The organism is Luteococcus sp. H101, from assembly GCF_038433155.1.
Lineage (GTDB): Bacteria > Actinomycetota > Actinomycetes > Propionibacteriales > Propionibacteriaceae > Luteococcus.
This window is the reverse complement of the sequence record NZ_JBCDMW010000001.1, coordinates 21,852-47,529: the sequence shown is the minus strand read 5'-3', so window position 1 is coordinate 47,529 and position 25,678 is coordinate 21,852. Positions and strand designations below refer to the sequence as shown.

The window sequence follows — 25,678 nt, the reverse complement described above, 5'->3', positions numbered from 1 at the left end:
TGAAGGTCAGCGACGGGTGAAGGTCAGCGTCATCTCCTTGCCGGTGAGCACCAGCTCCCGGTCAGAGCGCGACGCGGAGACCGGTTGGGAGTTCGCGGTGATCAGGCCGAATCCACGCAGGGCATGCGCTGCAGGAACCGACAGTTCTGCGGTGGCACCCACGGTCCCCACCCGGCACTGCGTGAAGCTGACCTGGTTGCCGGTGACCGAATGCTTGCAGTCGAACGGATTGAGTGGATCGCTGCCGTCAACCAGGCCGTTGTCGTGGATCGTGAGGAGGTTCTCCACGGAAGAGACGTCGTGGGTGCCGTTGGCATCCACAACGGTGGTCAGCTTCCAGCTGCCCGTGACCGGAACGTGCGGAGCTGCACCCGTGGTGGGATGACCGAAGGTCAACGTGGTGTCGGCCACGCGCCAAGTCATCGTGTCTGCGGCATGGGTCACCGAGACCCGGCCTCGGGTGGCGGCCCGGGAGGCGGCAGCGGTGGCGGCGTCCCAGCCTGGCGGCTTCGAGGGTACGTAACCCTGGTCGAAGGAACAGTCCTTGGGGGTGAGCCCTCCGCCAGACTGGGTGTACCGGCACCAGATCCGGAACCCGCCCAGCCGATCCGCAGCCCGGTTCGGGGCTTCCAGGGTGAGGTACTGCTCATCGAGCCGGGCTACCACGCCGCTCTGGGACACGTCGTGGTTTCCCTGCTGGTCGGCGACGGTGAGCAGTCGCCAGCTGCCCTGGATCGGAGGCAGCGGATGGGTGCTGGTCTTCTCCCGCGGGGTGAAGGTGAGGGTGGTGTCCGCGAAGTGCAGGGTCAGGCTTGCGCTGTTGATCTGGGCCCGGGAGCTGCTGCTGGCACCGAGTGTCACCATGGCACCGTTGGCCGCTTCCCATCCGGCCGGTGGCGTGCCAGCAATGGACGGCGTGGCGATGCTGCAGGTGCCGTGTTCGAGGGTGGCGTCGTTGAGTGAATAGGGACAGTTGACCCGGGTTCCGAGCGGGTCCACCAGCTCGAACTCCTTGCCGGTGAAGCTGGCGCTGACCCCGGTCTTCTCCGCCCGCGCGGTCTTCCCCTGGACGGTCACGGACTGCAGCAACCAAGGTGTGTCTATCAGGGTGACCCCGGGCGCGGGGGTGCCCAGGGGGTTCGGCCCGGTGCGTGGCCACCGGTCCCGCATCGTCCACCCGGTGACCCCCGTCAAGACCAGGATCACGGCCGCCAGGGCGAGCCAGCGGGGCCAGCGCGGCCGTGAAGCCGTGATGACCTGGGCGCCGTCAAGGGATTCTTCATCGTGCTGGCGGAGGGCGTGAAGCGCGGTGAGGAGTTCGTCGTCAGGCATTGGTGTCCTCCTTCACAAGGCTGGAGCGCAGCGTCGTCAGCCCGCGGGTGCACAGCGAGCGGACCGCCGCGGGGGTGCACTGCAGCACGGCGGCGGCATCGGCCGTCGAATAGTCGTGGACGTGGCACAGCACCAGCGCCTCGCGCTGCCGGGTGGGCAGGGCGGCCAGCGCCTGGGTGAGCCAGAGCCGGTCCAGCACCGCACCGTCTCCGGCCGGCGCGGGTGGTGCGGGCGGGGTCTCGGTGGCGCGCTCCCGGTTCCAGAAGCGTTGGCCATTGCGGTGCTGTCGCCGGATCACGATGGTGTGCAGGTAGGCCACCGGATCCTCAATGGTGCTGCCCTCCCAGCGTTTCCAGAGCTCGGCGAGCGCGTCCTGGGCCAGGTCCTGGCCCGCGGGCCGGTTGCCAGCCACCAGGATGGCGAAGTTCACCAGATCCGCGGAGTGGTCATGGCAGAGCTGCTCGAACTCGGTCCGTGTGCCCATCACCCCTCCTCCCGTGGTCCCTTCACACATCATGAGGCGCCGGAGGGCCCCATGTGAGCGGTCCGGGCCGCACCACTTTGCGGGGGCGGCTCAGCGGTTTTTCGAGAATTGACCTCCAGAATCACGCCCGGCGACGTCGTTGAGCGGGCCGGGCTGTGGATGGACCAAAATCTGGAGGTCAATTCTCGGAAGTGGCGGCCGATGCCCCTCGACGGGCTCGGGGATCGTGGTCACCAAGGGCTGAGTGAGGCGGTTCAGGGTCCCTCGATGGGCTCGGGGATTGTGATCGCGAATGTTGACGTGCCCGGGCGCGGGGACCCTTGGCGACCGCGGGCCTACAGGCCCGGCGGCTCGGTGTGGGGTGTCGGGTCGGGGTGATCCTGACGCCGTCGCAGCGCCCGGTTGCCGACCCCCAGTGACAGCAGTACGCCCACGACGGTGATCGCGGCACCCAGGATGCCCAGCGGGGTGGGTAGTTCCCCGTCGTAGAGCCAAGCGGCACCGGCCCCGATCACCGGGACGAACATGGACCAGGGTGCCACCGTCGCGGCGGAATGCCTGCTCAACAAGAGGTTCCAGATGCCATAGCCCAACATGGACGCGGCATAGGCGATGAAGGCGAGCCCGCCGAAGGAGCGCAGGCTGATGTGCTGGACGGCATTCCAGGCGCTGGCGGGGCCACCCTCCAGCCAGAAGGACGCCAGCAGCAGCGGGATGGGCGGCACCAGCGCGGACCAGACCACCAGCGAGAAGCCGCTGCGCGGCGGGAAACGTCGAGTGATCACATTGCCGCAGGCCCAACTGGCGGCCGCGGCGACGCACAGCAGGAAGGGAAGGGCCGGCGCCGCCGACACATACTGCGCCCCCACGACTGCCATGCCCAGCAAACCGATCAGGATGCCCGCCACCTGCATCCAGTTCGGCCTCTCCCTGAGCACCATCGCCGCGATGACGACGGTGAACAGGGTCTGCACCTGCAACACCAGCGACGCCAGCCCGGCCGGCATCCCCAGCATCATGCCGGTGTAGAGCAGCCCGAACTGCAGCGCGCCCATCGTCAGCCCGGAGAACAGCACCGGCCAGAAACCCGTCCGTGGCCGTGGCACCAGAAAGACCGCCGGCAGCGCCACCAGGGTGAAACGCAGGGCCGCCATCAACAGCGGAGGCAGGCTCTCCATCGCGATCTTGGCGCCGACGAAATTCACGCCCCACACCAGGATGACCAGCAGCGCCAAGCCAACATCGCGTCGTGGCATCGGGTCCTCTCCTTCAACGGCCTTCAGCGCGTTCACGCAATGGGGCAGGCGTCCAGTTCTGGGAAATGACCGCCGGTTCTCCCGGGCTGCGCGGGGCTGGGCGGGTGGTGGTCGGCAGTCCCAAATCCAGAGGTCGCTTTCCGGAAACGGACACTACCTGCTGAGCGTGCTCGGTATGTGGTGTCCCTCGTGTCCACGGCTGGCATCAGTGGGGTGGTGAGCAGCGCCGGACTTCCTTTCCGCGGGCGTCCAGCATCCGCAGCGTCAGGGCCATCGGCTCCGAGGATTTGGAGATGGTGACCGGCGCTGAGAGCCGACGGCTGGTGTTGGCCACCACAATCCCGTCCGTGGCGGGCAGACTCCACCGCAGCCCCAACCCGGGCGCCGAGATCTCCACCGTCGCCACCCGGGAATCCACCTTCTCCTTGGTGGAATCCAGCACGGGCGCGACCGCCTGCAGGGACAGTTCCCTGATCTGCACGCTGCGGCCGGTCTCCACCACATCGGTCGGGTTGGGCATCAGCTCCGGGCAGTCACCGGGCTCGGCCAGACTGATCCGCTGCAGGTCCAGCATCGGGGTGGGTGCTTTCTCGACCAGCTGGCAGCTGGCCACCCAACCGGAATCGCTGACGAAGGCCACCAGGGCGCTGGCCGGCCGCCGCTCGGTGGCGGGCTGACGCGCGGTGGTGACCAGGTGCCAGTCGTGGTCGGTGAGGTCGAAGCCGGTCTGCTGGCTGCACAGGGCGGTGACATCCATGGTGGTGTCGGTGACCTCGCGGCGGGTGACGTCGGCCATGGACGGCTTGACCTGGTAGCCCAGGAAGCACTGGCGCGCCCGCGGGTCCATCTCCCCGGTCTCGGTGTTCATCGGGCTGGCGCCCGCGGGGTAGTAGACGACCAGCCCGCCGGGGAACAGCTGGGAGGATGCCTCGTCGATCTTCTCGCCGGGGCTACGGGGGCAGCGGCGGGCCAACTCCTCCTCGGAAAACCTCAGCGTGTAGGGGTCGGAGCCATCCCAGCGGTATTCCGGTGGGACGCTGGGGGTGGGCGTTGGGGCGACGGGGGCCGGGCCCAGCCGCGGGCGATACCAGGCCAGGAATCCCACCAGCAGGGCCAGCACCAGACCGGCGGCCAGCCACCAGCGCAACCGGCGACGCTCCGTGCTTGCCAGCCCCGCCAGCACCGTCTCCGCGGTGACCGTGGTGGGGTCGTGGTCATCCCGGCTGGCCTTGGCCAGGGTCTCGTCCAGGTGGATCCGCATCAGCCGTCGAACTCCTCGTGGGTGGTCTCGGCTGGGCGACGGTAACGGGCGGAGCCGGCCGGGTCATCGGTCACCAGCTGGTCTCCCATGTCGGTCAGGGTCTCGCGCAACCCGTCGATCCCGGACGTGAGGAGGCCCGCGACCTCTTCCGGAGGCACCTCCAGCGCCTCGGCAATCCGGTCCGGGGCAAGGTGGCAGAAGCGCCTCAGCACCACGGCGGCGCGCTGGGTGAAGGGCAGGGTGGCCAGCGCCGACATCAGGTGCAGCCCCGGATCCGCCGCGTGCCTGCCGGGCCGGACCTCGTCCACCAAGTGCGCGCTGCCCTCCTTGGTGGCCAGGTGGTGCAACAGGTGACGACGGGCGGTGCGGGTGAGCTGGGGGAGGTCCTCCAGATCGGCGCGCTCCCGGACCAGCCGGGTGGCCGCTGTGCTCAGGGCGTCGTCCGCGGCGGTCCAGGAGCCGGTCATCAGGAAGGCGACGCGGCGCAACTCCGGACCTTCACGGTCCAGGAAGTCCTGCAGGGCAACGGCCCTGGCGCTGTGCTTCGGCATCGTCGCCCCTCGTTCTTCGCTGTGCTCACAGTAGTCACCCCGGGTTGTCGCCGGCCAGCGGGCGGCGGAAATTCCGGATCGAGCGTCCATTCCTGGAAATGGACCTCCAGAATTCCGGGGCTGGGTGATGCTGAGCGGTGAGCTGGTTGCGGGCGGGAAACCAGAGGTCGATTTCCAGAATTGGACAATCGGGCCAGTCCTGCCACCGAAGGGTTGGGCCAGCGGCTGGGGGGCGGAAGAGGACGTGAACCTCACCGGGGCCCGAGAACGGTTACTCCGGGTTCGCGAGCAGTGCTTCGACATCCCGACGAGGCTCGGCCGCGTGCACCGGGATCACCTGCCAGAAGATCGCGCGGGTGAGGCTGCTCAGAGGTTGCGGCGCCAGAGCTGGGCGGACTGCTCGTCGGAGAGAAAGTCCAACAGGACGACGCCATTGCGTTCCGGTTCCCCGCCCTGGCCACGGACGGGCAGCTCGTCGAAGTGCGTGGTCAGGGCGGGTTCCAGCCGACGGGCGGCGTCGGCGGGGGTGAGCCGCAGGCCATTGGAGGAGGCGTGCACGCTCCACATCCGGCCGTCGCCGCGGGCGGCCCGGGCGCGGCGCAGATGATCGGTGACGCCGGGCCACTTGCGCTCATCCCAGACCCGACGGGTGTCGATCCGCCAGTCGTCGCACACCTGCCAGGCGCGGTGGTCCAGCCCCGCGAAGCCGGCGCTGCGGGTGACCACCACCACCTGGCCGCGGGCCTGGGCCAGGGTCGGGACCCGTCGCGAATCCCGCAGCAGGCCCCGGAAGCGGCTGCGGATCCGGGCCCAGGTGCGGGCCAGCTCCGCCGCGTCGCTGCGGGAATACTCCTGGGTGAGACAGAGCAGCACGCTCTCGGTGGGGTGGGCCTGCAGGAAGTCCTGGCAGGCCTCCAGCACCTCGTCCAGCGTCAGCCGCTGGAAGAACTGGTTGTGGTGGATCCGGAAGCTCCCGCGGTGATGCCGCACCCGGATGTCCAGGTAGCGCGCCCCGGCGTCGAGCTGCGCGCGCACGGGGCGGGACTGGCAGGCCACCCAGCGGCCACCGCGGGTGGCGCCGGAATTGTGGGTACCCGGGATGGTGAGCGCATCCAGCCGCAACGACGGGTCGAGCGCGCCCATCCAGTCCTGCGGTTGCACCGGCGCGGGCTTGAGCTGGCTACCCGGGATGGCGCGGCGCGGTGCCAGGTAGGGGGTGGCGGAGGGAAATGGTGCAAGGGCGCTGTCGTTGAGTCCTCGCAGCAAGCTCATGGACCAACGATCCACCGTCGGGATGGCGGGAGCGGGGCGTCTGGATGACGGCTGGTTGAACGTCCGGTGCGGGTGTGGCTCAGGTGGGGGCGAGCATCGAGCGCAGCACCAGGCTGAGCTGGTTGGCGGCCTCCGGGGAATCGGGCTGCTCACCGCGGATCAGCTGGTCCAGCGCGGTCTGGTCGTAGACCGCGTGCAGCAGGGAGATCGCCTGCTCCACCGGCACCGTGAGGCTCAGCCCGGCGGAGCGCAGCCCGTCGCCCATCAGGCCGGCGAACAACGGCGTCACCCCGGCCTCGAAGGAGTTGAAGGCCGTGCGCAGTGCCGGCTCCCGCGCGGCGTAGAGCCGTAGTTCGCTCATCACCAGCACCGTGTTGGCGTCCTCGCCCGCCGTCGCGATGAACAGCTGCAGGGTCTGGGAGAGCCGCTCCGGCAGGGCCAGGGAGTGGTCCATCCGGTCGATTGCCGTTCGCGCGGCGGTCAGGTGCCGGTCACACAGGACCTCGAGGATGGCGATGCACAGATCGTCCTTGGAATCGAAGTTGGAGTAGAAGGCACCGCGGGTGAAGCCGGCGGCCTCACAGATCTCCTCGACGCTGGCCCCCAGCACGCCCTTGTGGGCGATCACCGGGATGGCGGCCGTGACCAACCGATCGCGGGTGGCTGCGCGGCGGGGGGAGTTGGGGGTGCTCACGGGCGTCCTCTCCGGGTGGGGCGACGGTTGGAAGCATACGCCGGGCTGAGTACACTCCTGTATCGGATACACAACTGTATCCAACACCTGTCAGCACCCCTCCCACAGCCGCTCTGGAGCCTCATGTCTTCCTTCCTGTACCGCCTGGGCCGCGCCTGCTACCGGCACGGCCGTCGCGTGCTGGCCCTGTGGCTGGCGGTGCTGATTGCGCTGGGCGGCCTGACCGCGACCCTCGGCGGCAAGTACAGCGACAACTTCTCCATCCCCGGCGCCCCCTCCCAGATGGCGCTGGACAAGCTGCACCTCACCTTCCCGGAGGCGGCCGCGATGTCGGCCAATGCGCTGGTGATCCTGCCGGAGGGGACCCCCAGCAAGGACACGGCCGCCAGGAGTGGGGTCGAGCGGGTGGTCAAGGGCCTGGCCACGGACCCCATGGTGAGCCGGGCCACCAGCCCCTATGACCCGATGACCAGCGGGCTGCTCAGCGACGACGGGCGCGCCGCCATGATCCAGCTGCAACTGGACAAGACCATGGCCACCATCACCGACGGGGACCGGGCGCGGCTGGTGGACGTCGCCAACCGGCTGGAGGCCGAGCTGCCGCCCGGCTCCGAGATCACCATGGGTGGTCAGGCCTATGCCATCGAGGTGCCGACGATGACCGCCACCGAGGGGTTGGGCCTGATCGTGGCGCTGGTGGTGTTGTTCGTCACCCTGGGCTCGATGATCGCCGCCGGCCTGCCGCTGCTGACCGCCGTGGTGGGCGTCGCCCTGTCCATGTGCCTGATCATGCTGGCCGCCGGACTGGCCGACGTGAACTCCACCACCCCGATGCTGGCGGTGATGCTGGGCCTGGCCGTCGGGATCGACTACGCGCTGTTCATCCTGTCCCGGCATCGGGAGCAGCTGCGGGGCACCCCGGGGCACCCCGGGCTGGACCCGGAGGAGTCCACCGCCCAGGCCGTTGCCACCGCTGGCTCCGCGGTGGTCTTCGCCGGCCTCACGGTGTGCATCGCCCTGATCGGGTTGGCGCTGGCCAACATCCCCTTCCTCACCGTGATGGGGGCCTTCGCCGCCGTCGCCGTGGCGCTGGCCGTGGTGATTGCCCTGACCGCGCTGCCCGCGCTGATGGGCCTGCTGGGGGAGCGGATGCGGCCCCGGGCCACGGCTCGCGCGAAGGCCGCCCAAGCCGTCGTCGAGGATTCCGACGGGCAGCCGGCGCGGCCCGCAGCACCCCGCCGTCGGTCTCCCTATGACTGGTGGGTGGGGGTGGTGACCCGCTTCCCGGTGGTCACGCTGCTGGTGGTGGTCGTCGGCCTGACCGCCCTGTCCGTGCCCGCCGCCAGCCTGCGGATGAGCCTGCCCAATGCCGGGCAGCAGACCGCCGGCACCCCGGCGCGCGTCGAATATGACCTGGTGGCCAAGCACTTCGGCCCCGGCTTCAATGGCCCGCTGATCGTGACCGCGGACATCCTGGCCAGCGACGATCCGATGGGGATCATGAACCGGCTGAAGGCCGACATCGAGGCAACCGAGGGCGTGCAGCAGGTGCTGATTGCCACTCCCAACCGCAATGCCGACACCGGATTCGTCCAGGTGGTGCCCACCACCGCCCCCGACGACCCGGCCACCGGCACGCTGGTGCAGCGCCTGGTGGACAAGCACGACGAGTGGTTGACCACCCCCGGCACCGAGACGGCGGTCACGGGCCAGACCGCCATCCAGATCGACATCTCGCAGCGGCTGGCCAATGCCCTGATCCCCTTCGGCATCTTCGTCGTGGGCCTGAGTTTCGTGCTGCTGATGATGGTCTTCCGCTCCTTCTGGGTGCCGGTGAAGGCCACCGTCGGCTACCTGTTGAGCGTCGGCGCGGCCTTCGGGGCCACCCAGCTGGTCTTCAACCGGGGGATCGGCGCGCAGGTCATCAACCTGGAGAAGCCCACCCCCATCATCAGCTTCATGCCGATTGTGATCATGGGCATCCTGTTTGGCCTGGCGATGGACTACGAGGTCTTCCTGGTGAGCCGAATGCGCGAGGACTATGTGCATGCCCGGCGACGCAATCCCGACGCCGACCGGACCGAGCTGGCGCGCCAGGCCATCCTGAGCGGCTTCAAGGGCTCCGCGCCGGTGGTGACCGCCGCCGCCGTGATCATGTTCGCGGTCTTCGCCTTCTTCGTCCCGGAGGGGATGGGGCCAATCAAGCAGATCGCATTCGGCCTGGCCCTGGGCGTGGCCGCCGACGCCTTCCTGGTCCGGATGACCCTGGTGCCCGCGGTGCTGCAGCTGCTGGGGGACAGGGCCTGGTGGCTGCCCGGCTGGCTGGACCGGCTGCTGCCGGTGCTCGACGTCGAGGGTGAGGGCCTGCATCGGGAACTGGAGCTGGACAGCTGGCCCACCCCCGTGCACACCGAGGCGCTGCACGCCGACTCGTTGAGCGCCGACGGCTTGTTCGGCGCCACCAGCCTGCACCTGGAACCGGGCCAGGTTGCCGTGGTGCAGGGCGACTCCTACCCCCGTCGGGCGCTGCTGCTGGCCCTGTCCGGCCGGCTGGCGGTCACCGACGGCAAGGCACGCGTGGGTGGCCAGCTGCTGCCCGGCCGGGCCGCCGACGTCCGTCGGGTCACCGCGCAGCTGGAGGCCACCAGCGCGTCGGGGCTGGCCCATGACCTGGCCGCCGCCCTGCGCCGCAACCCGCGGGTGGTGCTGGTCGACGGGGCCGACTCCCTGGCCGGGCCGGACCTGGCCGCGCTGGAGCGGGCCGTCGAGGACGCCCGTCGGGCCGCGGAGCAGGTGGTGGCCGCCAATGGGGACATTGCGGGGGCGCCGGCCTTCGTGCTGGGGGTGCATGACCGGGGGGCCATCGCCCGCTGGCGCCCCGAGCGCACCATCAACCTGGTGGCCCGGGAGGCGGTGGCACGGACCACCCGGAGCTCCTCATCGCCCGTCCCGTCGACGTCGGACTCGACTCCCCAGGACTCAACCCCGCCGGGTGCCACCAGCCCGTCGTCCCCCGTCCCCGCCCCGGGTGGTTCCGCCGCCCACCAGCTCACCGAGAGCCTGTGAGGTCTGCCATGTTGCTGCCATCCTTCCGCCCCGAACTGGTCAACAGTCACCGCCCGCTGGGCCGCCGGAGTCTGCTGGCCCTGGTGCTGGTGCCCTTGCTGCTGGCCGGCGTGCTGCTGGGCGCCGCCTGGGGCCGGGACCACCGGCTGGACAAGATCACCGCCGCCGTGGTCAACGCGGACAAGGCCGTGACCATCAACGGCCAGCAGGTGCCGATGGGCCGCCAGCTGTCCGCCGAGATCGTCGCCAAGCAGAGCCGCAACATCACCTGGGTGCTGAGCGACCCGGCCGATGCCGCGGCCGGCCTGGCCGACGGCCGCTATGCCGCCGTGGTCACCATCCCGGAGAACTTCTCCGCCGCCGCCACCAGCGTGAAGGCGGCCGAGGGCGCGCAGCAGGCCACCATCGACGTGCAGACCTCCCCGGCGGCCCCGGTGAAGGACTCCGAGATCGCGCGGCAGGTGGCGGACCTGGCCGCGCAGAGCACCAATGCCATGCTCACCGGCAACTACCTCAAGAACATCTACGTCGGCTTCAACACCATGGGCAAGCAGCTCACCACCATCGGCAATGGCGCCACCCAGCTGGCCGACGGTGCCGAGCAGCTGGACGACGGTGCCGCGCAGGCCGCCAAGGGCACCGGAGAGTTGGGCAAGGGCATGGCCCAGCTGACCGACGCGGGGACGCAACTGGCCACGGGTGGCCAGCAGGTGATCACCGGCGGCAATCAGCTGGCCCAGGGCGGCACGCAGCTGTCCACCGGCGGGAAGACCCTGGCCAGCGGTGCCACGCAGCTGTCGGCCGGCGGAAAACGGCTCACCGAGGGTGGTGGTCAGCTGGTGGCCGGCGGCAAGAAGCTGACCGGCGCAGGTGCGGGGCTGGATTCCGGCGCCAGCCAGCTGAGCAGCGGGATTTCCCAGTACACCAAGGGAACCGGGCAGGTGGTCGACGGGATTGGCCAGCTGGCCGGCGGGATCAACCGGCTGGAGGCCGGGCTGGCCCAGGGCACGGGCGCTGGGAACGCGCAGTTCGCCCAGCTGGGCCAGTTGAAGACCGGCGCCCAGCAGGTGGCCGGAGGCGCGGCCGGGCTGTCGTCGGGTCTGACCCGCTACCAGGACCAGCTGGTGGCCTGGCGCGACGGCAAGGCGCCGATCCCGCAGCAGGTCAGCGACGCCTACACCAAGCAGTTCGGTGCCCAGTGCTCCGCGCAGATCGCCGACGGGATGCGCACCGCCCTCTCCCCTCAGAACCTGGCCAAGTACCAGGCCACGCTGCAGCAGCAGCTGGCCACCAGCCTGGACCAGTTGCCGCCGGAACTGGCGCTGACCGCTGAGCAGAAGAAGACCATCCTGGCCAAGGCCCAGCTGCCGCAGAACCAGCAGCTGACCCAGTTGGTGGCCGACTCGGCCCTGGCCGACAAGGTGGCGGCCGCGGCCTGCCCCCAGGTGGCCAAGGCCGCCCGGCCGGCCTTCGAGGGCGGCTTCCAGGCCGGGGCCGGAACGGCCGCGGCCGCGTTGGAGGTGAAGGATCCCAAGACCGGGCAGAGCCTGAAGTCCGGGGCCGCCGCGCTGGCCGACGGGGCCGGGCAGCTCTCGTCGGGTGTGACCAGGCTGGTGGACCAGCTACCCAAGCAGATCGCCGGCCAGCTGGCCCAGCTGACGGCCGGGGTGAAGCAGCTCAGCGACGGCGCCGACACCCTGGCCAGCAAGTCCGCCCAGCTCAAGACCGGCGGCACCAAGCTGGCCACCGGCGCGGCCCAGCTGTCCACCGGCGTGGACCAGTACACCGATGGCGTCGCGGACTACACCCAGGGTGTCGGTGGCTTCGCGCAGGGGGTGGACAGGTACGCGGCCGGCGCCAACACCCTGGCCGCGGGCGTCGGCAAGTACACCACCGGGGTGGGCGCCTACCTGGATGGCGTCGGGAAGTACACCGATGGCGTCGCCACCTATGCCGACGGGGTCACCAGGTACACCGTCGGGGTCAAGCAGGCCAACGACGGGGTGCAGCAGCTGGCCACCGGCATCACCAAGCTCAGCGGCGGCGCCGACAAGCTGGCCACCGGCACCCGCACCTTCGCGGACAAGGTCTCGGACGGCGCCCAGCAGGTGCCCAGCTATTCCGCGGCGGAGCGGGAGAAGCTGTCCACGGTGGTGGCCACCCCGGTCACCGGCGGCGCGGACTCCATCGCCACCCCGCTGAAGCAGATCACCACCCTGGTGCTCACCCTGGGCACCTGGCTGGGGGCGCTGGCCACCTGGCTACTGGTGCGGCCCGTGGCCTCCCGCACCCTGACCTCGTCGCGTCCCAGCTGGCAGCTGGCCGCCGCCACCATGGTCCCGGGCGCCACGGTGGCCGCGGGTCAGGCAGTGCTGCTGGGCATCCTAGGCTCGACGGCGATGCACCTAGGCTTCGGCCGGGGCGTGGAGCTGACCGCCTTCCTGGTCCTGGCCGCGCTTGCCTTCACGGCCGTCAACCATGCCCTGGCGGCCTGGTTCGGCGGGTTGGGCCGGACGCTGGCCGCGGTGCTGGCGGCGGTGACCGCGGCCGTCGGTCTGGTTTCGGCTGTGCCGTCCGGCTTCGCCGCGGTGCACGGCGCCTCTCCGCTGGCGCCCGCGCTGACCGGGCTGCGGCGGATCGTCACCGGCGCCCCGATGGGGGTCGGCCCGGTGGGTCTGCTGCTGACCTTCTGGTTGCTGGCCGCCGTGGCCGGGCTGCTGGCGGTCACCCGTCGGCGCACCCTGAGCCCCGCCGGTTACCGTCGGGCCGCGGGTCAGACCCGGGACTGAGGACTGAAGAGGCTGGACGGTTGTCCTGTGGAACTTTGGGTGGTGACTTCGCTACCCAAAGTTCCACAGGACAGGCGACCCACTCACGGTCTCTGCCGTGGGCGGCCCGCCCAGCCGTTCACTATCGCTGGGTGGGCTCCGGCAGGACCCGCCAGATCAGCCCCGGGTAGTTGGGCAGCTGGAAATCGCCCGGCTGGGCCGGCAGCATCCGGCACAACTCGTCGAGCATCTCCCGGGTGGCGTCCACCACAATCAGCGCCTGGTCGACGTGGATGTTCGGCCGCTGGTTGGGCTGGAAGCCCAGCAGACGGCGCCCATTCCCGTCGCCATACTCCAGCGCGAAGCGACGCCCGAAGGGCAGCCGCGCCGGTAGCAGCGTGTGCAGCGCCCGGACCCCGGCGACGTCCAGGCTGACCATGGTCTGGCCCTCCCCGACTGGCTGCCAGTTCAGGAGGTTGGCGAAGATGGTGCCGGTGTTGGAGCCGTCGCGCTGCAGCCCCTCGTCGCGGGCGGCGCGGACCTGCGGATCGGTCAGCAGCGATTCCCGCTGCAGCCGGGTGACCGCAAGCGGGATCCGGCTGGTCAACAGCTCTAGGAATCTGCTGCCGCTCCAGTTGGCCATGGTGTCGATCTCGTCCTCGGTCAGCCCGACGGCCTGGATGAACGTCACCGAACCGGCGGGGCTGCGGGTCTCGGCCAGCTGCGGGTCGGCCAGGAAGCCGAGCCCGGTCAGCGTCGTGGGCGCGGCCGAGGTGACCGGCCGGGCCAGCCGCATGTGGTCGCCGGCCAGGAAGTCATTTCCGGACCCGAGCACGTAGCGCGCCAGGAACTGCAGCTCCACCACGGGCCACATCGGCGGGCCGGCCTGCGGGTCGGCGGCCGAGGGGTCGGCCAACCGGTAGGTGAGCTCATAGCCCCGGCCGGACTTCGCCTCCGGGTCGTCGGTGCGGTTGGAGAGGTGGATGTCGCTCAGGCCGTAGCCGACGTAGTGCCAGTGCGGCTCGCCCTCGGTGACCCGGTAGGCCTCCACCAGGCTGAGCGGATCATTGCCGCCCGTGAAGTGCGGGATGTGGACGCGGAACTGGTGGGGGCGCTGCTCGCCGTGGACCCGGCGGCAGGCCTCGGTGATCACGTCCCAGCCGGCCGTCTCGTCGTCGCGACCGGCGGTGGGCTGTGCCGTGGCCTCGGCGCCGGCGCCGGCGGCGCCCGCGCTGGCCGCGGCGGCCAGGACCGGGTCGATGCCGTGCGGCAGGGCGACGGGCGCTTCCGCCGGGGCCGGTTTCCCCTCGGGGTTCGGCTGTTGTTCCGGGGCGGGCTGCGCCCCCTGGGCGGGGAGGGGCGCCGGGTCGGGCTGGCCCTCAGTGTCGGGCTGGGTCTGCGGGGCTGGCTGCTGTTCCGGATCGGGCTGCGCCCCTTGGGCTGGGAGGGGCACCGGGTCGGGCTGGCCCTCAGTGTCGGGCTGGGTCTGCGGGTCAGGCTGCGGCGCGGTGCCGGGCTGGGTGCGCGGGTCAGGCTGGGCAGGTGTCTGGACTGCGGCCGCCGAGGCCGCCCCGACACCGGCGGCCGCGGCCAGCGCCTCGTCGTGGTTCTCAGCGGTCTCCCGGGGCAGCTGCTCGGAGGCGGGGGCGGGGTGCGGCTCCGCCTCGGGCTGGGGCGGCGTCTGCGGCCGAGCCGCCGCGGCGCTGGCGCCCAATGATGCGGCCGCCCCCAGCATCGGGTCGGTGTGTTCCGGGGTCGAAGCAGGTCTTTCCGGAGCTTCGGTGGCCGGTTGAGCGGCCGCCGGCGAGGATGTGCCCAGAGCGTCGGCCGCCGCGGCCCCCTGATCCGGCTGGTCGGTGGCCGGCTGCTCCTGCGGACGAGCCCACGGGTTGGGCGGGGGCGCGGCCGTCGCTCCTCCTCGGGCCGACGGCTGGGGTGCGGATGGCTGGGGTGCGGACGGTTGGGATGCCGGGGGCTGTGGTGGCGTCCAGGGCTGGCGTGCCGATGGCTGCGATCCCGGTGCGGGGGAAGCGGACGGCATGCTGCCGGGCTGTCCCCAACCCGCCGCCGCCTGCGGCGGGGGAACAGCGCTCCGGGCCGATTGCCCCGGCGCCTGCGGAGGCATCGCGTGGGTCGTCGGGGCGAGCGGCGGTGCCGGGGAAGCAGACGGCTGGGAGCTGGCATTGGCCACCACCCGCCACACCACCTGCGGCAGGCTGGGCGAGCGATGCTCGCCCGGCACCGGCTGCAGCGCCGTCCACAGTTCGATCAGCAGCGCCTCGGGGACCTTCAGGGAGCCCCACGTGGGGGTGAACTCCACCACACCCGACGGGTCCACCACCAACCGCAGCTCGGTCTGCCCGGCGCTGACCGCCAGCCCCTGGCCGTAGGGGGTGCGCCGCGGCAGGAGGTAGCGGATGCCGTGCACCGCCTGGACGTCCAGGGTGACCACATTCTGCATCCCGGGCACGATCTCCAACCGCTCGGCCGGGATCCGCTCAGTCGGGTCGAAGGGCAGGGGCTGGCCCGGTGCCGGGGCCTGCGTGGTCGCGGGAACGCCCTGGTTGGCGTCCTTGCCGAGGAACTTGTCGAGGAATCCCATGCCGGAAGTGAAGCAATCCAAGGGGTCAGGAAGGTGAACGATCAACCGCGGGTGGGGTGATCCTTGGCGGCCGCTCAGCATCCGTCGAGTCCATCGGGACGAAGCCACGGATAGTCTCGGGGAATGGTCCTCGGCATCGTCGAACGTCGGCTCGCCCAGCAGCAGCTCACCGGCCCGCGGGCGCCATCGGTGGCCGAGGCGGTGCGGCACAGCTTGGCCGTCCAGGCGCAGGATCCGCCGCTGTCCCGTTGGTCCCTGGGGCTGCGGGCGGGCGTCGACGACGCGGCGGTGCGGGCCGCGATCAGCTCGGGTGAGGTGTTGCGCACCCACGTCCTGCGGCCCACCTGGCACTGTGTGCACCGCGACGACCTCCGCTGGCTGCTCGAGCTGACCTCGCCCAAGGTGCTGTCCGGGATGCGTGCCCGGCACCGACAGCTGGGGATCACCGACGAGGTGCTGGCCCGGGCCTTCGACGTCTTCACCGATCTGCTGGCGCGCCGGCCGATGACCCGCAAGGAACTGCAGCCGCACCTGCCCACCACCGGCTTCCCGCAGCAGGGGCAGGTGGTGGCACACCTGCTGCTGGTGGCCGAGCTGCGCGGCGTGATCTGCTCCGGACCCCTGACCGACCAGGCCGAACACACCTACACCCTGCTGGACTCCGTGGTTGCGGTCACTGACCCGGTGGGCCGGGAGGAGGCCACCGACCGGCTGGTGCGCCGCTTCGTCGCGGGTCATGGGCCGACGTCCATCCGGGACCTGCAGCGCTGGTGCACCGTCACCAAGCGGGAGGCGCTGGCGGTCTTCGCGCACCGGGACTTCGCGCATGAGGTGGTCGACGAGGTGGAGCTGTGGAGCCTGCCGCATGAGGAGCGTCCCGCCGGCGGACTGGGCGGGGTGCTGTTGCTGCCCACCTTCGACGAGGCCTTCCTCAGCCACGACCGGCCCCGCTTCCCGCGCCTGCCGGGGCACCGGTTGGGGGAACTGCACCTCAACGCGGCCGAGGCTGGTTGGGGATTCGTGATCATCGACGGCGTCGACTCCGGCTGTTTCCGGCGGGTGAAGTCCACCCGCAAGAGCGGCCCGCCGGTGGAGGTGCGGCTCCATCTGGCCGACGGCGCCGACGGCGAGGACTCGCGGCTGGCCGTGGCCACCCAGCGGATGGTGGACTTCTGGCATGCCTGAAGGTGATTCCGTCGCACGCTCGTGTGCGGCCCTGCACGCGGCGCTGGCCGGCCGGGTGTTGACCCGGGTGGAACTGCGCGTGCCGTCGGCGGCCGCGGCCGCGCGGGACCTGGTTGGGCAGCGGGTGCTGGAGGTGCTGCCCCGGGGCAAGCACCAGCTCACCAGGCTTGACGGGGGATGGACCATCCACACCCACCTGCGGATGGACGGCACCTGGCGGATCGTCGACGCCGACGCCCACACCCCCGGCCCGGCGCATGAGGTGCGCGCCCTGCTGGCCACCGAGCAGAAGCAGGCCGTCGGGCTGCGGCTGGGAATGGTCGACCTGGTGCGCACGGATCACGAGGACCAGGTGGTGGGGCATCTGGGGCCCGACCTGCTGGGGCCGGACTGGGACGAGCAGGTCGCCGTCGCCAACCTGCTGCGCGAGCCCGGCCGGACCATCGGGGAGGCGCTGCTGGACCAGCGCAATCTGGCCGGGATCGGCACCATCTACCGGGCCGAATCGCTCTTCCACCAGCGGGTCAACCCCCGCACACCGGTGGCCGACGTCCCGGACCTCCTCGGGCTGGTCCGGACGGCCCAGCGGCTGCTGGCGGCCAGCAAGGTGAAGCGGGTGCCCACCGCCTCGGGCCGCGACGGGCGGTGGGTCTACGGCCGCGCCGGGAAGCCGTGCCCCCGCTGCCGCACCCGGATCCAGTGCGAGGAGTTCGGACCGGACACCCAGGAGCGGCTGAGCTGGTGGTGCCCGCGCTGCCAGCCGCTCGGCTGACCCCACACCGCTGTGGTCCCCTCATGTCTGGCTCCACCAGGTCACGCTCCACCGCCATGGCCCCTCCGTCGCCCCCTCAACTGCGCAGCCGTTGCTTCTTCGGGCAGCTGATGCAGCGGCTGCCCCGACACCCAACGGCTGCGCAGTCGCAGATGGGGGTCGCAGGTGGGGGCCTGTGGGCCCCGTTCCGGACTGCTGTTGTTCACCCACGGCTCACCAAATCCTCATCTGAAGCTCTCCCGAACCCGCTTGGGTGGGCACCATGCGTACCCCACACATCTCGCGCCTCGCCGCCGTCGCCCTGGGCACGGCCGCGCTGGTGCTGCCCCTGACCGCCGTCGCTCCCGTGCAGGCCGCTCCCGCGGACAAGCCGGCGCCGAAGGCCGTCAAGACGACCAAGACCGTCGTCCCCACCCTGGACGCCCGCGCCTCGCTGAGCGCCGACTACGTTGCCAAGGGGCCGGAATCCGGCGCCAAGGTGACCCCGGCCAATGGCCGCAAGGGGCCCTTCCCCGGCCAGGTGATCCCCGGCTTCTCCGCGATGGCGGAGATCGGCAACGGTTCCTACTGGGGCCTGCCGGACAATGGCTTTGGCGCCAAGGCCAATTCCGACGACTTCCTGCTGCGGATCTACCAGGTCAAGCCGCGCTGGGAGACCGCCGACGGCGGCAAGGGCACCATCAAGGTGCAGAAGTTCGTCCAGCTGCGCGACCCCAACCACAATGCCGGCTTCAAGATCACCAATGAGCACACCAGGCAGCGCAACCTCACCGGAGCGGACTTCGACGTCGAATCGCTGGTGGTGGCCAAGGACGGCAGCTTCTGGATTGGTGAGGAGTTCGGCCCCTACCTGCTGCACTTCAGCGCCGACGGCGTGCTGCTGAGCAAGCCGGTCCCGATGCCCGGCGTGAAGAGCCCGTCGAGCCCCGACCTGGCCAAGGGCGAGACCGCGAACCTGCGCAATTCCAAGGGCTTCGAGGCGATGGCCGCCAGCCAGAACGGCCGCTACCTCTACCCGATCCTCGAGGGCTACCTGAACGGCGACGACAAGCGCACCCGCGTCATCAGCCAGTTCGACACCCGCACCAACAAGTACACGGGCCGCACCTGGAAGTACCAGTCGGACACCGATGACAACCTGGTGGGCGACGCCTTCATGACCGACGGCAAGAGGATGCTGGTCGTCGAGCGCGACGACTTCTGGGGCGCCAAGTCCGTCACCAAGCGGATCTACGAGATCAACCTGAACAAGCAGGAGAAGGATGGCTTCTTGGCCAAGAAGCTGGTCGTCGACCTGCTGAAGATCGACAACCCGGCCGGGATCGGGATCAAGAACGACCCGGGCTACGGCGTGGACAAGACCTTCCAGTTCCCCTTCCAGAGCGTCGAGACCGTGGTCCGGCTCAAGGACGGCCGGCTGCTGGTTGCCGACGACAACAACTACCCCGGCAATGATGCGCGCAAGCCCGGCAGCCCGGACAACACCGAGATGATCATCGTCGACCTGGCCAAGAAGAAGGTGCCCGCGGCCAATCCGCAGCACACGGTCTTCTCCCACCGTGGCGCCTCCGGCTACCGCCCGGAGCACACCCTGGCCGCCTATGAGGAGGCCATCAACCAGTGCGCCGACTACATCGAGCCGGATCTGGTCAGCACCAAGGACGGCGTGCTGGTTGACCGGCACGAGAACGAGATCAGCGGCACCACCGACGTGGCGACCCGCCCCGAGTTCGCGGACCGCAAGACCACCAAGACCATCGACGGCAGCAAGCTGACCGGCTGGTTCACCGAGGACTTCACCCTGGCGGAGCTGCGCAGCCTGCGTGCCAAGGAGCGGCTGCCCGAGCTGCGTCCTCAGAACACCAAGTTCGACGGCCTGTACCAGGTGCCCACCTTCGACGAGGTGGTGGACCTGGCCCGTCGCTCCAGGACCTGCAGTGGCAAGCCCGTCGGCGTGATCCCGGAGATCAAGCACGGCAGCTACTTCGACTCCATCGGCCTGAGCCAGGAGGAGGGCACCGTCAAGGTGCTGGAGGCCAATGGCTATGGCAGGAAGAACTCACCGGTGATGATCCAGAGCTTCGAGGTGGGCAACCTCAAGGAACTGAACCAGCTGACCAAGGTGCAGTTGGTGCAGCTGGTCGACTGCTCCGGCGCCCCGGCGGACCTGAAGGCCGCGGGGAACACCACCACCTACAAGGACATGGTGACCCCGTCGGGCATGAAGAAGATCGCCAAGTACGCGGACAGCGTCGGCCTGTGCAAGAACGTGATGATCCCGCGCAACGCCGACGGCTCGCTGGGCAAGCCCACCGACGCCATCAAGAATGCCCACGCCGTGGGCCTGGAGGTGACCGGCTGGACCTTCCGGGCGGAGAACTCCTTCCTGCCCAAGGAGTACCGCAGCAGCGCCAATCCGGCCGACATCGGTGACATGAAGGCTGAGGTCAAGGCCTTCCTGGCCGCCGGGATGGACCACGTCTTCAGCGACCAGCCCGACCTGGCGGTGCAGGCCGTCGCGGAGTACGGCTCCGGGAACTGACCCTTCGACGGGATCAGGGCGCTTCGACGAGCTCAGCCGCGGTGAGCGTGACTGGGCCGGTCGGAGTCACGTTCACCGCGCAGAACGCCGGATCGCCCGGCACCCACGGGGGTGCCGAGCGATCCGGTTTCTGGACTGTGGAGATCTGGCGCGTGGCCCCTGCGGTACTCGGGGGAAGTACCGCCGGGGTTCACGCGATCCAGATGATTCGGGTGCGTCCCTGGGTCTGGAGCGGGATGCCCTGCTGGATGACGACGGTGGTCTGGGAGGAGGCAACCGGAGTCGCTGCCTGGGCCGGCACGACGGCCACGAGGCCGCCGAGAGCAAGCGCGGAAATTGAACTGGCACAGAACTTTGCGGCGTTTTTCATCATGTCCCCGACGTTAGGCAACCCGCGGGGCCAAGAACACCCTGAAGGTCAGCTCACGGTTGAGGCTTGACCAACCCGGTGTCATAGGCGAGCACCACCATCTGGATCCGGTCCCGCAGGTTCAGCTTGGCCAGGATGTGGCCGATGTGGGTCTTCACCGTCGCCTCCGCCAGGAAGAGCTTGCCCGCAATCTCCTGGTTGGTCAGGCCACGCCCCACCTCGGTCAGCACCTCGCGCTCCCGCTCGGTGAGCACGCCCAAGCGTTCCTCGGCGGTGCGCTGCTCGGCCGGCCCCGAGGGCAGCGACGGGAGGAAGCGCTCCAGCAGCCGACGGGTGGCCGACGGTGCCACCACCGACTCCCCGGAGTGCACCGCCCGGATGGCCGCCAACAGCTCCGCCGGGCCCGCGTCCTTCAACAGGAAGCCGGCGGCCCCCGCCTTGAGGGCGGCGTAGACGTATTCGTCGAGGTCAAAGGTGGTCAGCACCAGCACCTTGGGGGCCTCGGCGCCCGCGGCCTGGCGCGCCTCGGTGATCTGCCGGGTGGCCTCGACGCCGTCCATCACCGGCATCCGGATGTCCATCAGCACCACGTCGGGGGTCAGCTCGGACGCCACCCGGACCGCCTCGGCGCCGGTGCCCACCTCCCCGGCCACCGTCATGTCGGCCTGGGCGTCCAGCACCATCCGGAAACCGGCGCGCACCATCTCCTGGTCGTCGGCCAACAGCAGCCGGATCTGGCCTTCGGCCTGGGGCGGCATTCCATGGACGGGGGGCACGGTCATGGCAGGGTCCTCTCGGGTGGGTGACTGGCGGGTCGGGTGATGGACGCCGGGGCGGGGGCGGGCCCTTGCTGCGTGGTGGGTGTGGGTCCGGGCGCCATGGCTCCGGTGGGTCCCGGGCCTGGTCTGGTCTGTGTGGTGGGCGCCGGGCCGGCTGTGACGGGTCCGACGGGTGGTGGGGCCGGCGCGGTGGCGCTGGCTGGTGGTGGCCCCGGTTGGGCCGGCAGGGTGGCGAAGACCTCGAAGCCGCCTCCGCGTCGGGGCCCGGCGTTGAGCTGGCCACCCCAGGCGGCCATCCGCTCCCGCATCCCGACCAGACCATGGCCCAGCCCGTCGGTGCCGGTGGGGCCGGAGCCGGTGTCGGCTACCCGGACGCTCAAACCGTCGCGGCCGTGGGTGAGCGTGACGTCGACGGTGGCACCGGCGCCCGCGTGCTTCATCACATTGGTGAGGGATTCCTGCACCACTCGGTAGACCGCCATCTGGGCGCCCTCGGAGAAGGGGCCGTGGGAGCCCTCGTCGCCGAGCACCCGGAAGGTGGCGGGGATCCCGGCGGCGCGCAGCTGCTCCACCAGTTCACCGATCTGGTCGATGGTGGCCGAGGGCGCCAGTTCCATCTCCTCGTCCTCCTGCCGCAGCACCCCTACCAACCGTCGGGTCTCACCCAGGGCGGTGCGGGCGGTCTGGCCGATGGTCTCGATGGCCTTGGTCACCTGCGCCAGGCGGGCCTCCGGATCCCCCAGCTCGGAATGCGAGGCCAGGTATCCGGCCCCGTCGGACTGCACCACGATCACGCTCAGCGAGTGGGCCACGATGTCATGCATCTCCCGCGCCAGGCGGTTGCGCTCCTCCTGCGCCACCAGCGCCCGGCCCTGCGCCCGCTCCCGCTCCAGCGCTTCGGCCCGTTCCTTCCAGGACTGGGTGGTGAGGTCCCGCTGGCGGGCCCACTGGCCGGCGAACCAGCAGGCCAGCACCACGGCCAGACAGGCGATGGCATTGCCCAGTACCCGGACGGTGTTGTCCAGTAGGGCGTTGCTGCCCCAGCTGACATTCCAGCCCCAGTCCAACCCGGCCAGCAGGCTGCCGGCCACCGCCAGCCACAGGCAGCGTTTGGCCCAGGTCTGCTCGCCGTAGCGGGCCACGGCGTAGATCATGACCGGCACCACCACATTGCCGGGGATCGGCACGTCGTTCAGGGCAACCTGCAGCAGATGGGCGGGGAGCAGGGCCAGCGTCGCAACCACCGGGAAGGTTCGTCGCCAGACCAGGGGCAGGGTGTAACCCAGGCTCCACAAGAAGGGCAGCAGAAAGCCACCCCGCCCAGTGAGGGAGCTGTCGCCCAGCCCCGCCATGCTGAGGAACCAGAGGAATCCGGCCAGCACGACGTCGCCCCACCGGGGCTTGAACCGGCGCAGGCCGGGGGTGGAGGTGACTGGCATGGTGCCCAGCCTAGAAGCAGCCACTGACAGAATGCGTCCACCCGCGGAGTGGGGGTGTCCTCATTCCGCGGGTGGAGGTGTGGTCAGGGGCGCTGGGGGGGGTCAGCGACGCTCGCGCAGTTCCTGCCGCAGGTGGCCGAGGTCCTCGGCCATCCGGGTCAGCGCGACGTACATCTCCATGGACATCCGCACCATGGCCAGGTAGAACAGCGCCACCAGCGGGGTGGCGATCAGCGTCAGGAGGCCCATCCCGGCCTGGTCGTCGCTCATCAGGCCGAAGGCGGCGATGATCATGCCCAGCACCATCAGGCCGATCAGCACGGTGGACAGGATGTAGGCGATCCGCACGATCTTGGGCGTGGCGTAGTGCCGGAAGCTGAAGTCGAACAGCGATCCGATCAGGCCCTTCGCCTCGCTGCCGAGGTCTCCGCTGGGCTGGTTCGTCGGCTGCTGGCCGGACATCTGCGGCGCGGCGTAGGGCTGCGACGCCTGCGGCATGCTGTAGGGATCCGAGGCCGACGGCGCCCCATAGGGCTGGTACGGCTGAGCTGGCTGTGAGGGCTGGGCGGGCTGCGACGGCTGGCCCCAGCTGCCCTGGGGGTTCCCGGGATTCTGGGGTCCTTCCCACGGGTTCTGGTTCGCGTTGGAGTTGCCCTGCTCGCTCATGTGTTGCCTTTCGGGTGGTGAATTCTACGTACTGGGACAGCTTAGGAGTGATGTGGTTCTCATGCCGTGGACCCAGTGGTGTCCTCAGCGAACCATCCGACGGACCGACGCCCGCTGAGGCTCCCCCCGGAAAGGCTGGTGGCCATGATGAACCAGCTTGTCAACCAGCATCCGTCGGCCTCACCGACGATCCCGAGCCACAGCCATGAGCGGGCCGTGATGATCGCCACCGGGCTGACCAAGACCTATGGCCCCACCGTCGCCCTGGGTGGGGTGAACCTGGCCATCCGGCTGGGCGAGTCCATGGCGGTGATGGGCCCGTCGGGCTCCGGGAAGACCACCCTGCTGCACTGTCTGGCGGGGATCCTGCCCGCCGATTCCGGCCGGATCAGCCTGTCCACCCCGCGGGAGAGTGCCCAGATTGACCAACTCGACGAGGGTGAGCGCGCCCGGCTGCGCCGCGAGTCCTTCGGTTTCGTCTTCCAGCAAGGGCTGCTGTTGCCCGAGCTGACCGCTCTGGAGAATGCCGCCCTGCCGCTGATGTTGTCCGGGATGACCCGGCACGACGCCGAGGCGCAGGCCGTCGGCTGGCTGGCCCACCTGGGGCTGGCCGGTCTGGAGGGCCGTCGGCTGGGCGAGATGTCCGGTGGCCAGGTGCAACGGGTGGCCATCGCCCGGAGTCAGGTCACCGGTGCCAGCATCACCTTCGCCGACGAACCCACCGGCGCGCTGGATCAGCACACCTCCGGCGAGGTGCTGGGCGCGCTGCTGCACGCCACCGTCGGCCGCGGCCGCACCCTGGTGATGGTCACCCACGATGAGCACGTCGCCGCCCAGTGTTCCCGGATCGTTCGGCTGCAGGACGGCCAGATCATCAGCGACAGTCACGCGCTGCGCCCGAACCTGGCGGGTGTGGCATGAGTCCCCGGGTGGTGTGGACCGAGGCCGACGCGATGGATCCGTGGGGGTCGCAGTATCCGGCCACGGCATCCGAGCCGGCCGAGTCCCTGGGATCGGCGTCGGAGGCGCACCCCTCGGGCGGCGCTCGGGTTTCGTCATCCCGCGACGGATCTATCCGACGCGGGAAGAACAATCCCGAGCGGCCACCGAGGACGGGGGACCCATCGACAGGCTCGGGGAGCGTGGTGACCACGGCGTCCGAGCGTGTCGAGACCCCCCACGGCGACCCGATCGAGGCGCCCGGCGACCCCATCCTGCCCCGACGGGCCTCTGGTGTGGGGATCACCCGGCAGCTGCTGGGCTTGCTGGGCCGGCCCACCATCACGGACCGGGCGAGCTGGCTGCTGCCCGTCACCGCCATGGCCGTGGCCAGCACCCTCAGCCTGTCCGTGGCGGGCGGGGTGCACTTCTTCTTCGGCACGACGGGTGAACTGGCCGGGATGTACCGCTTCCTGTCCGCGGTGGCCCTGGTGCTGTTGCTGATCCCGCTGATGACCCTGGCCGGGGCGGCTGCCCGGCTGTCCGCCCGTCGCCGCGACACCCGCCTGAGTTCTCTGCGGCTTCTTGGCGCCACCTCGTCGGTCCTGCGGCTGCTCACGCTGGCCGAGACCGGGGCCATGGCCCTGGCCGGTGCGCTGGCCGGAGTGATCGGCTACCTGGCGCTGATGCCGGTCTTCGGCCTGCTGCATTTCAACGGCGCGGCAATCGGCGCCGGCCGGATGTGGCTGGGCCTGTTGCCCGTCGTGGGTGCGGTCCTCGGGATCGTGGCGCTGGCGCTGGTCAGCTCGGTGATCGGGCTGCGCAAGGTGGAGATCTCCCCGCTCGGGGTCCGGACCCGGCAGCAGGCGCCGCTCACCTCGCGCTGGCGCGCCGTGCTGGCGGTGGCGGGCATCCTGCTGGCCTCGGTGCTGGGCAAGCTGCTCGGGGCGGCCGCTGATGAGCTGGCGATGGGCGTGATGATGGTGGTGATGTTCGCGTTGCCGATGCTGGCGGTGAACCTGGCCGGGCCATGGGTGGTCTCGCTGGTGGCCCGGGTTGACCTTCGTCGGGCCCGGACCGCGCCTCAGCTGCTGGCCGCCCGCAGCGTCCTGGAGGATCCCAAGCAGGTGTGGCGCCAGATTGGGGCCGTGGGTCTGACCACCTTCGTCGCCGTCTTCCTGGGCGTCGGACTGGCGATGACCAACATCCCTCCGGACAATCCCACCGAGCGGCTGATGATGGACGACATCCGCACGGGGGTGCTGCTCACCCTGGCCATCACCTTCGTCACTGTCGCGTGTTCGGTGGGGATCAACCAGACCGCCGCGGTGCTGGACCGACGCCAGCTCTACGTCGGGCTGGACATGCTGGGGATGCCGGATTCCATGATCGACCGGGCCCGACGCCGGGCCGTGCTGCGCCCCATCCTGGCGGTGGTGCTGCTCTCCGGGGCGGCGGCGTTGGCGCTGGTGCTGCCGCTGGGCGTGGCCAACAGCCTGACGGACCCGACAGCCGCGCTCACCGTTGGTGCGGTGCTGCTGGCCGGGATCGGGCTGGTCTGGGCCAGCCTGGCCGCCACCAGGCTGACCCTGCGCCAGGTGCTGGCCGCGGGGCTGGTCCGCGCCGAGTGAGCCCCACCGACGGTGCTCGGGGGTCCCAACCACGATTGCCGAGCTGATCCCCGCCACGGTCCCCGAGCT

Annotated in this window: 19 protein-coding genes; 7 read left to right on the top strand and 12 right to left on the bottom strand. The window is 70.5% G+C overall.

The features are described from left to right. Window positions 1-6: 6 nt before the first annotated feature. The 7 genes from AAEX60_RS00195 to AAEX60_RS00165 all read right to left on the bottom strand — a co-directional run bounded on the left by AAEX60_RS00195 (window position 7) and on the right by AAEX60_RS00165 (window position 6,850). On the bottom strand, window positions 7-1,332 hold the full coding sequence (locus AAEX60_RS00195) for a hypothetical protein (protein WP_342100174.1): 1,326 nt from the start codon (window positions 1,330-1,332) through the stop codon (window positions 7-9). Further along, a complete protein-coding gene (locus AAEX60_RS00190; RefSeq protein WP_342100171.1) occupies window positions 1,325-1,816 on the bottom strand; it encodes an RNA polymerase sigma factor in 492 nt (163 codons plus the stop codon). The genes AAEX60_RS00195 and AAEX60_RS00190 overlap by 8 nt, the downstream gene beginning before the upstream one ends. 335 nt (window positions 1,817-2,151) lie before the next feature. Then, entirely contained in the window at window positions 2,152-3,072 is a 921-nt protein-coding gene (locus AAEX60_RS00185; protein ID WP_342100169.1) for an EamA family transporter, read from the bottom strand. Window positions 3,073-3,277: 205 nt separating this feature from the next. Beyond that, complete coding sequence (locus tag AAEX60_RS00180) at window positions 3,278-4,333, bottom strand: hypothetical protein (RefSeq protein WP_342100167.1); 1,056 nt, start codon at window positions 4,331-4,333, stop codon at window positions 3,278-3,280. After that, window positions 4,333-4,884 (bottom strand): RNA polymerase sigma factor, encoded by a 552-nt coding sequence (locus tag AAEX60_RS00175; protein ID WP_342100164.1) that lies wholly within the window; start codon window positions 4,882-4,884, stop codon window positions 4,333-4,335. The genes AAEX60_RS00180 and AAEX60_RS00175 overlap by 1 nt, the downstream gene beginning before the upstream one ends. 366 nt (window positions 4,885-5,250) lie before the next feature. Continuing rightward, complete coding sequence (locus tag AAEX60_RS00170) at window positions 5,251-6,156, bottom strand: phosphatidylinositol-specific phospholipase C domain-containing protein (protein WP_342100162.1); 906 nt, start codon at window positions 6,154-6,156, stop codon at window positions 5,251-5,253. A gap of 79 nt (window positions 6,157-6,235) precedes the next feature. Beyond that, window positions 6,236-6,850 (bottom strand): TetR/AcrR family transcriptional regulator, encoded by a 615-nt coding sequence (locus AAEX60_RS00165; protein ID WP_342100160.1) that lies wholly within the window; start codon window positions 6,848-6,850, stop codon window positions 6,236-6,238. Between the two features lie 123 nt (window positions 6,851-6,973). On the opposite strand from AAEX60_RS00165, the gene AAEX60_RS00160 reads away from it, so the two are divergent. Further along, window positions 6,974-9,916 (top strand): MMPL family transporter, encoded by a 2,943-nt coding sequence (locus tag AAEX60_RS00160; RefSeq protein ID WP_342100158.1) that lies wholly within the window; start codon window positions 6,974-6,976, stop codon window positions 9,914-9,916. Between the two features lie 8 nt (window positions 9,917-9,924). Beyond that, entirely contained in the window at window positions 9,925-12,705 is a 2,781-nt protein-coding gene (locus tag AAEX60_RS00155; RefSeq protein ID WP_342100157.1) for a YhgE/Pip domain-containing protein, read from the top strand. A 121-nt stretch (window positions 12,706-12,826) separates the two neighbouring features. Here the strand turns inward: AAEX60_RS00155 and AAEX60_RS00150 are convergent, their stop codons facing one another. After that, window positions 12,827-15,286: a suppressor of fused domain protein gene (locus AAEX60_RS00150; RefSeq protein ID WP_342100154.1), complete on the bottom strand. Its 2,460-nt coding sequence runs from the start codon at window positions 15,284-15,286 to the stop codon at window positions 12,827-12,829. A gap of 123 nt (window positions 15,287-15,409) precedes the next feature. On the opposite strand from AAEX60_RS00150, the gene AAEX60_RS00145 reads away from it, so the two are divergent. From AAEX60_RS00145 to AAEX60_RS00135, 3 genes are all read left to right on the top strand, one after another. Then, a complete protein-coding gene (locus tag AAEX60_RS00145; protein ID WP_342100151.1) occupies window positions 15,410-16,471 on the top strand; it encodes a winged helix DNA-binding domain-containing protein in 1,062 nt (353 codons plus the stop codon). Then, window positions 16,464-17,243 (top strand): Fpg/Nei family DNA glycosylase, encoded by a 780-nt coding sequence (locus AAEX60_RS00140; protein WP_342100150.1) that lies wholly within the window; start codon window positions 16,464-16,466, stop codon window positions 17,241-17,243. The genes AAEX60_RS00145 and AAEX60_RS00140 overlap by 8 nt, the downstream gene beginning before the upstream one ends. A 262-nt stretch (window positions 17,244-17,505) precedes the next feature. Next, window positions 17,506-19,785: an esterase-like activity of phytase family protein gene (locus AAEX60_RS00135; RefSeq protein WP_342100148.1), complete on the top strand. Its 2,280-nt coding sequence runs from the start codon at window positions 17,506-17,508 to the stop codon at window positions 19,783-19,785. Between the two features lie 190 nt (window positions 19,786-19,975). On the opposite strand, the gene AAEX60_RS00130 is transcribed toward AAEX60_RS00135, so the two are convergent. The 4 genes from AAEX60_RS00130 to AAEX60_RS00115 form a co-directional block, all read right to left on the bottom strand. Further along, on the bottom strand, window positions 19,976-20,158 hold the full coding sequence (locus tag AAEX60_RS00130) for a hypothetical protein (protein WP_342100147.1): 183 nt from the start codon (window positions 20,156-20,158) through the stop codon (window positions 19,976-19,978). Window positions 20,159-20,208: 50 nt separating this feature from the next. Beyond that, window positions 20,209-20,937, bottom strand: coding sequence for a response regulator transcription factor (locus AAEX60_RS00125; RefSeq protein WP_342100146.1), 729 nt, complete (start codon window positions 20,935-20,937; stop codon window positions 20,209-20,211). After that, window positions 20,934-22,373 carry a sensor histidine kinase gene (locus AAEX60_RS00120; RefSeq protein ID WP_342100143.1) on the bottom strand — a complete coding sequence of 480 codons (1,440 nt, stop codon included), beginning with the start codon at window positions 22,371-22,373 and terminating at the stop codon, window positions 20,934-20,936. The genes AAEX60_RS00125 and AAEX60_RS00120 overlap by 4 nt, the downstream gene beginning before the upstream one ends. Window positions 22,374-22,475: 102 nt before the next feature. After that, complete coding sequence (locus tag AAEX60_RS00115) at window positions 22,476-23,039, bottom strand: DUF4282 domain-containing protein (RefSeq protein ID WP_342100141.1); 564 nt, start codon at window positions 23,037-23,039, stop codon at window positions 22,476-22,478. A gap of 144 nt (window positions 23,040-23,183) precedes the next feature. Between AAEX60_RS00115 and AAEX60_RS00110 the strand changes: the two genes are divergently transcribed. Together AAEX60_RS00110 and AAEX60_RS00105 are read left to right on the top strand one after the other, a co-directional pair. Beyond that, window positions 23,184-23,960, top strand: a complete 777-nt coding sequence (locus AAEX60_RS00110) for an ABC transporter ATP-binding protein (protein ID WP_446721205.1) — start codon at window positions 23,184-23,186, stop codon at window positions 23,958-23,960. Window positions 23,961-24,184: 224 nt separating this feature from the next. Further along, complete coding sequence (locus AAEX60_RS00105; protein ID WP_342100138.1) at window positions 24,185-25,609, top strand: ABC transporter permease; 1,425 nt, start codon at window positions 24,185-24,187, stop codon at window positions 25,607-25,609. Window positions 25,610-25,678: the final 69 nt, after the last annotated feature.

Excerpts from the sequence above, each read along its gene's own strand:
- AAEX60_RS00195 (WP_342100174.1), bottom strand. The coding sequence starts at position 1,332 with ATGCCTGACGACGAACTCCTCACCGCGCTTCACGCCCTCCGCCAGCAC.
- AAEX60_RS00190 (WP_342100171.1), bottom strand. The coding sequence starts at position 1,816 with ATGGGCACACGGACCGAGTTCGAGCAGCTCTGCCATGACCACTCCGCG.
- AAEX60_RS00185 (WP_342100169.1), bottom strand. The coding sequence starts at position 3,072 with ATGCCACGACGCGATGTTGGCTTGGCGCTGCTGGTCATCCTGGTGTGG.
- AAEX60_RS00180 (WP_342100167.1), bottom strand. The coding sequence starts at position 4,333 with ATGCGGATCCACCTGGACGAGACCCTGGCCAAGGCCAGCCGGGATGAC.
- AAEX60_RS00175 (WP_342100164.1), bottom strand. The coding sequence starts at position 4,884 with ATGCCGAAGCACAGCGCCAGGGCCGTTGCCCTGCAGGACTTCCTGGAC.
- AAEX60_RS00170 (WP_342100162.1), bottom strand. The coding sequence starts at position 6,156 with ATGAGCTTGCTGCGAGGACTCAACGACAGCGCCCTTGCACCATTTCCC.
- AAEX60_RS00160 (WP_342100158.1), top strand. The coding sequence starts at position 6,974 with ATGTCTTCCTTCCTGTACCGCCTGGGCCGCGCCTGCTACCGGCACGGC.
- AAEX60_RS00155 (WP_342100157.1), top strand. The coding sequence starts at position 9,925 with ATGTTGCTGCCATCCTTCCGCCCCGAACTGGTCAACAGTCACCGCCCG.
- AAEX60_RS00150 (WP_342100154.1), bottom strand. The coding sequence starts at position 15,286 with ATGGGATTCCTCGACAAGTTCCTCGGCAAGGACGCCAACCAGGGCGTT.
- AAEX60_RS00145 (WP_342100151.1), top strand. The coding sequence starts at position 15,410 with ATGGTCCTCGGCATCGTCGAACGTCGGCTCGCCCAGCAGCAGCTCACC.
- AAEX60_RS00140 (WP_342100150.1), top strand. The coding sequence starts at position 16,464 with ATGCCTGAAGGTGATTCCGTCGCACGCTCGTGTGCGGCCCTGCACGCG.
- AAEX60_RS00135 (WP_342100148.1), top strand. The coding sequence starts at position 17,506 with ATGCGTACCCCACACATCTCGCGCCTCGCCGCCGTCGCCCTGGGCACG.
- AAEX60_RS00130 (WP_342100147.1), bottom strand. The coding sequence starts at position 20,158 with ATGATGAAAAACGCCGCAAAGTTCTGTGCCAGTTCAATTTCCGCGCTT.
- AAEX60_RS00125 (WP_342100146.1), bottom strand. The coding sequence starts at position 20,937 with ATGACCGTGCCCCCCGTCCATGGAATGCCGCCCCAGGCCGAAGGCCAG.
- AAEX60_RS00120 (WP_342100143.1), bottom strand. The coding sequence starts at position 22,373 with ATGCCAGTCACCTCCACCCCCGGCCTGCGCCGGTTCAAGCCCCGGTGG.
- AAEX60_RS00115 (WP_342100141.1), bottom strand. The coding sequence starts at position 23,039 with ATGAGCGAGCAGGGCAACTCCAACGCGAACCAGAACCCGTGGGAAGGA.
- AAEX60_RS00110 (WP_446721205.1), top strand. The coding sequence starts at position 23,184 with ATGATGAACCAGCTTGTCAACCAGCATCCGTCGGCCTCACCGACGATC.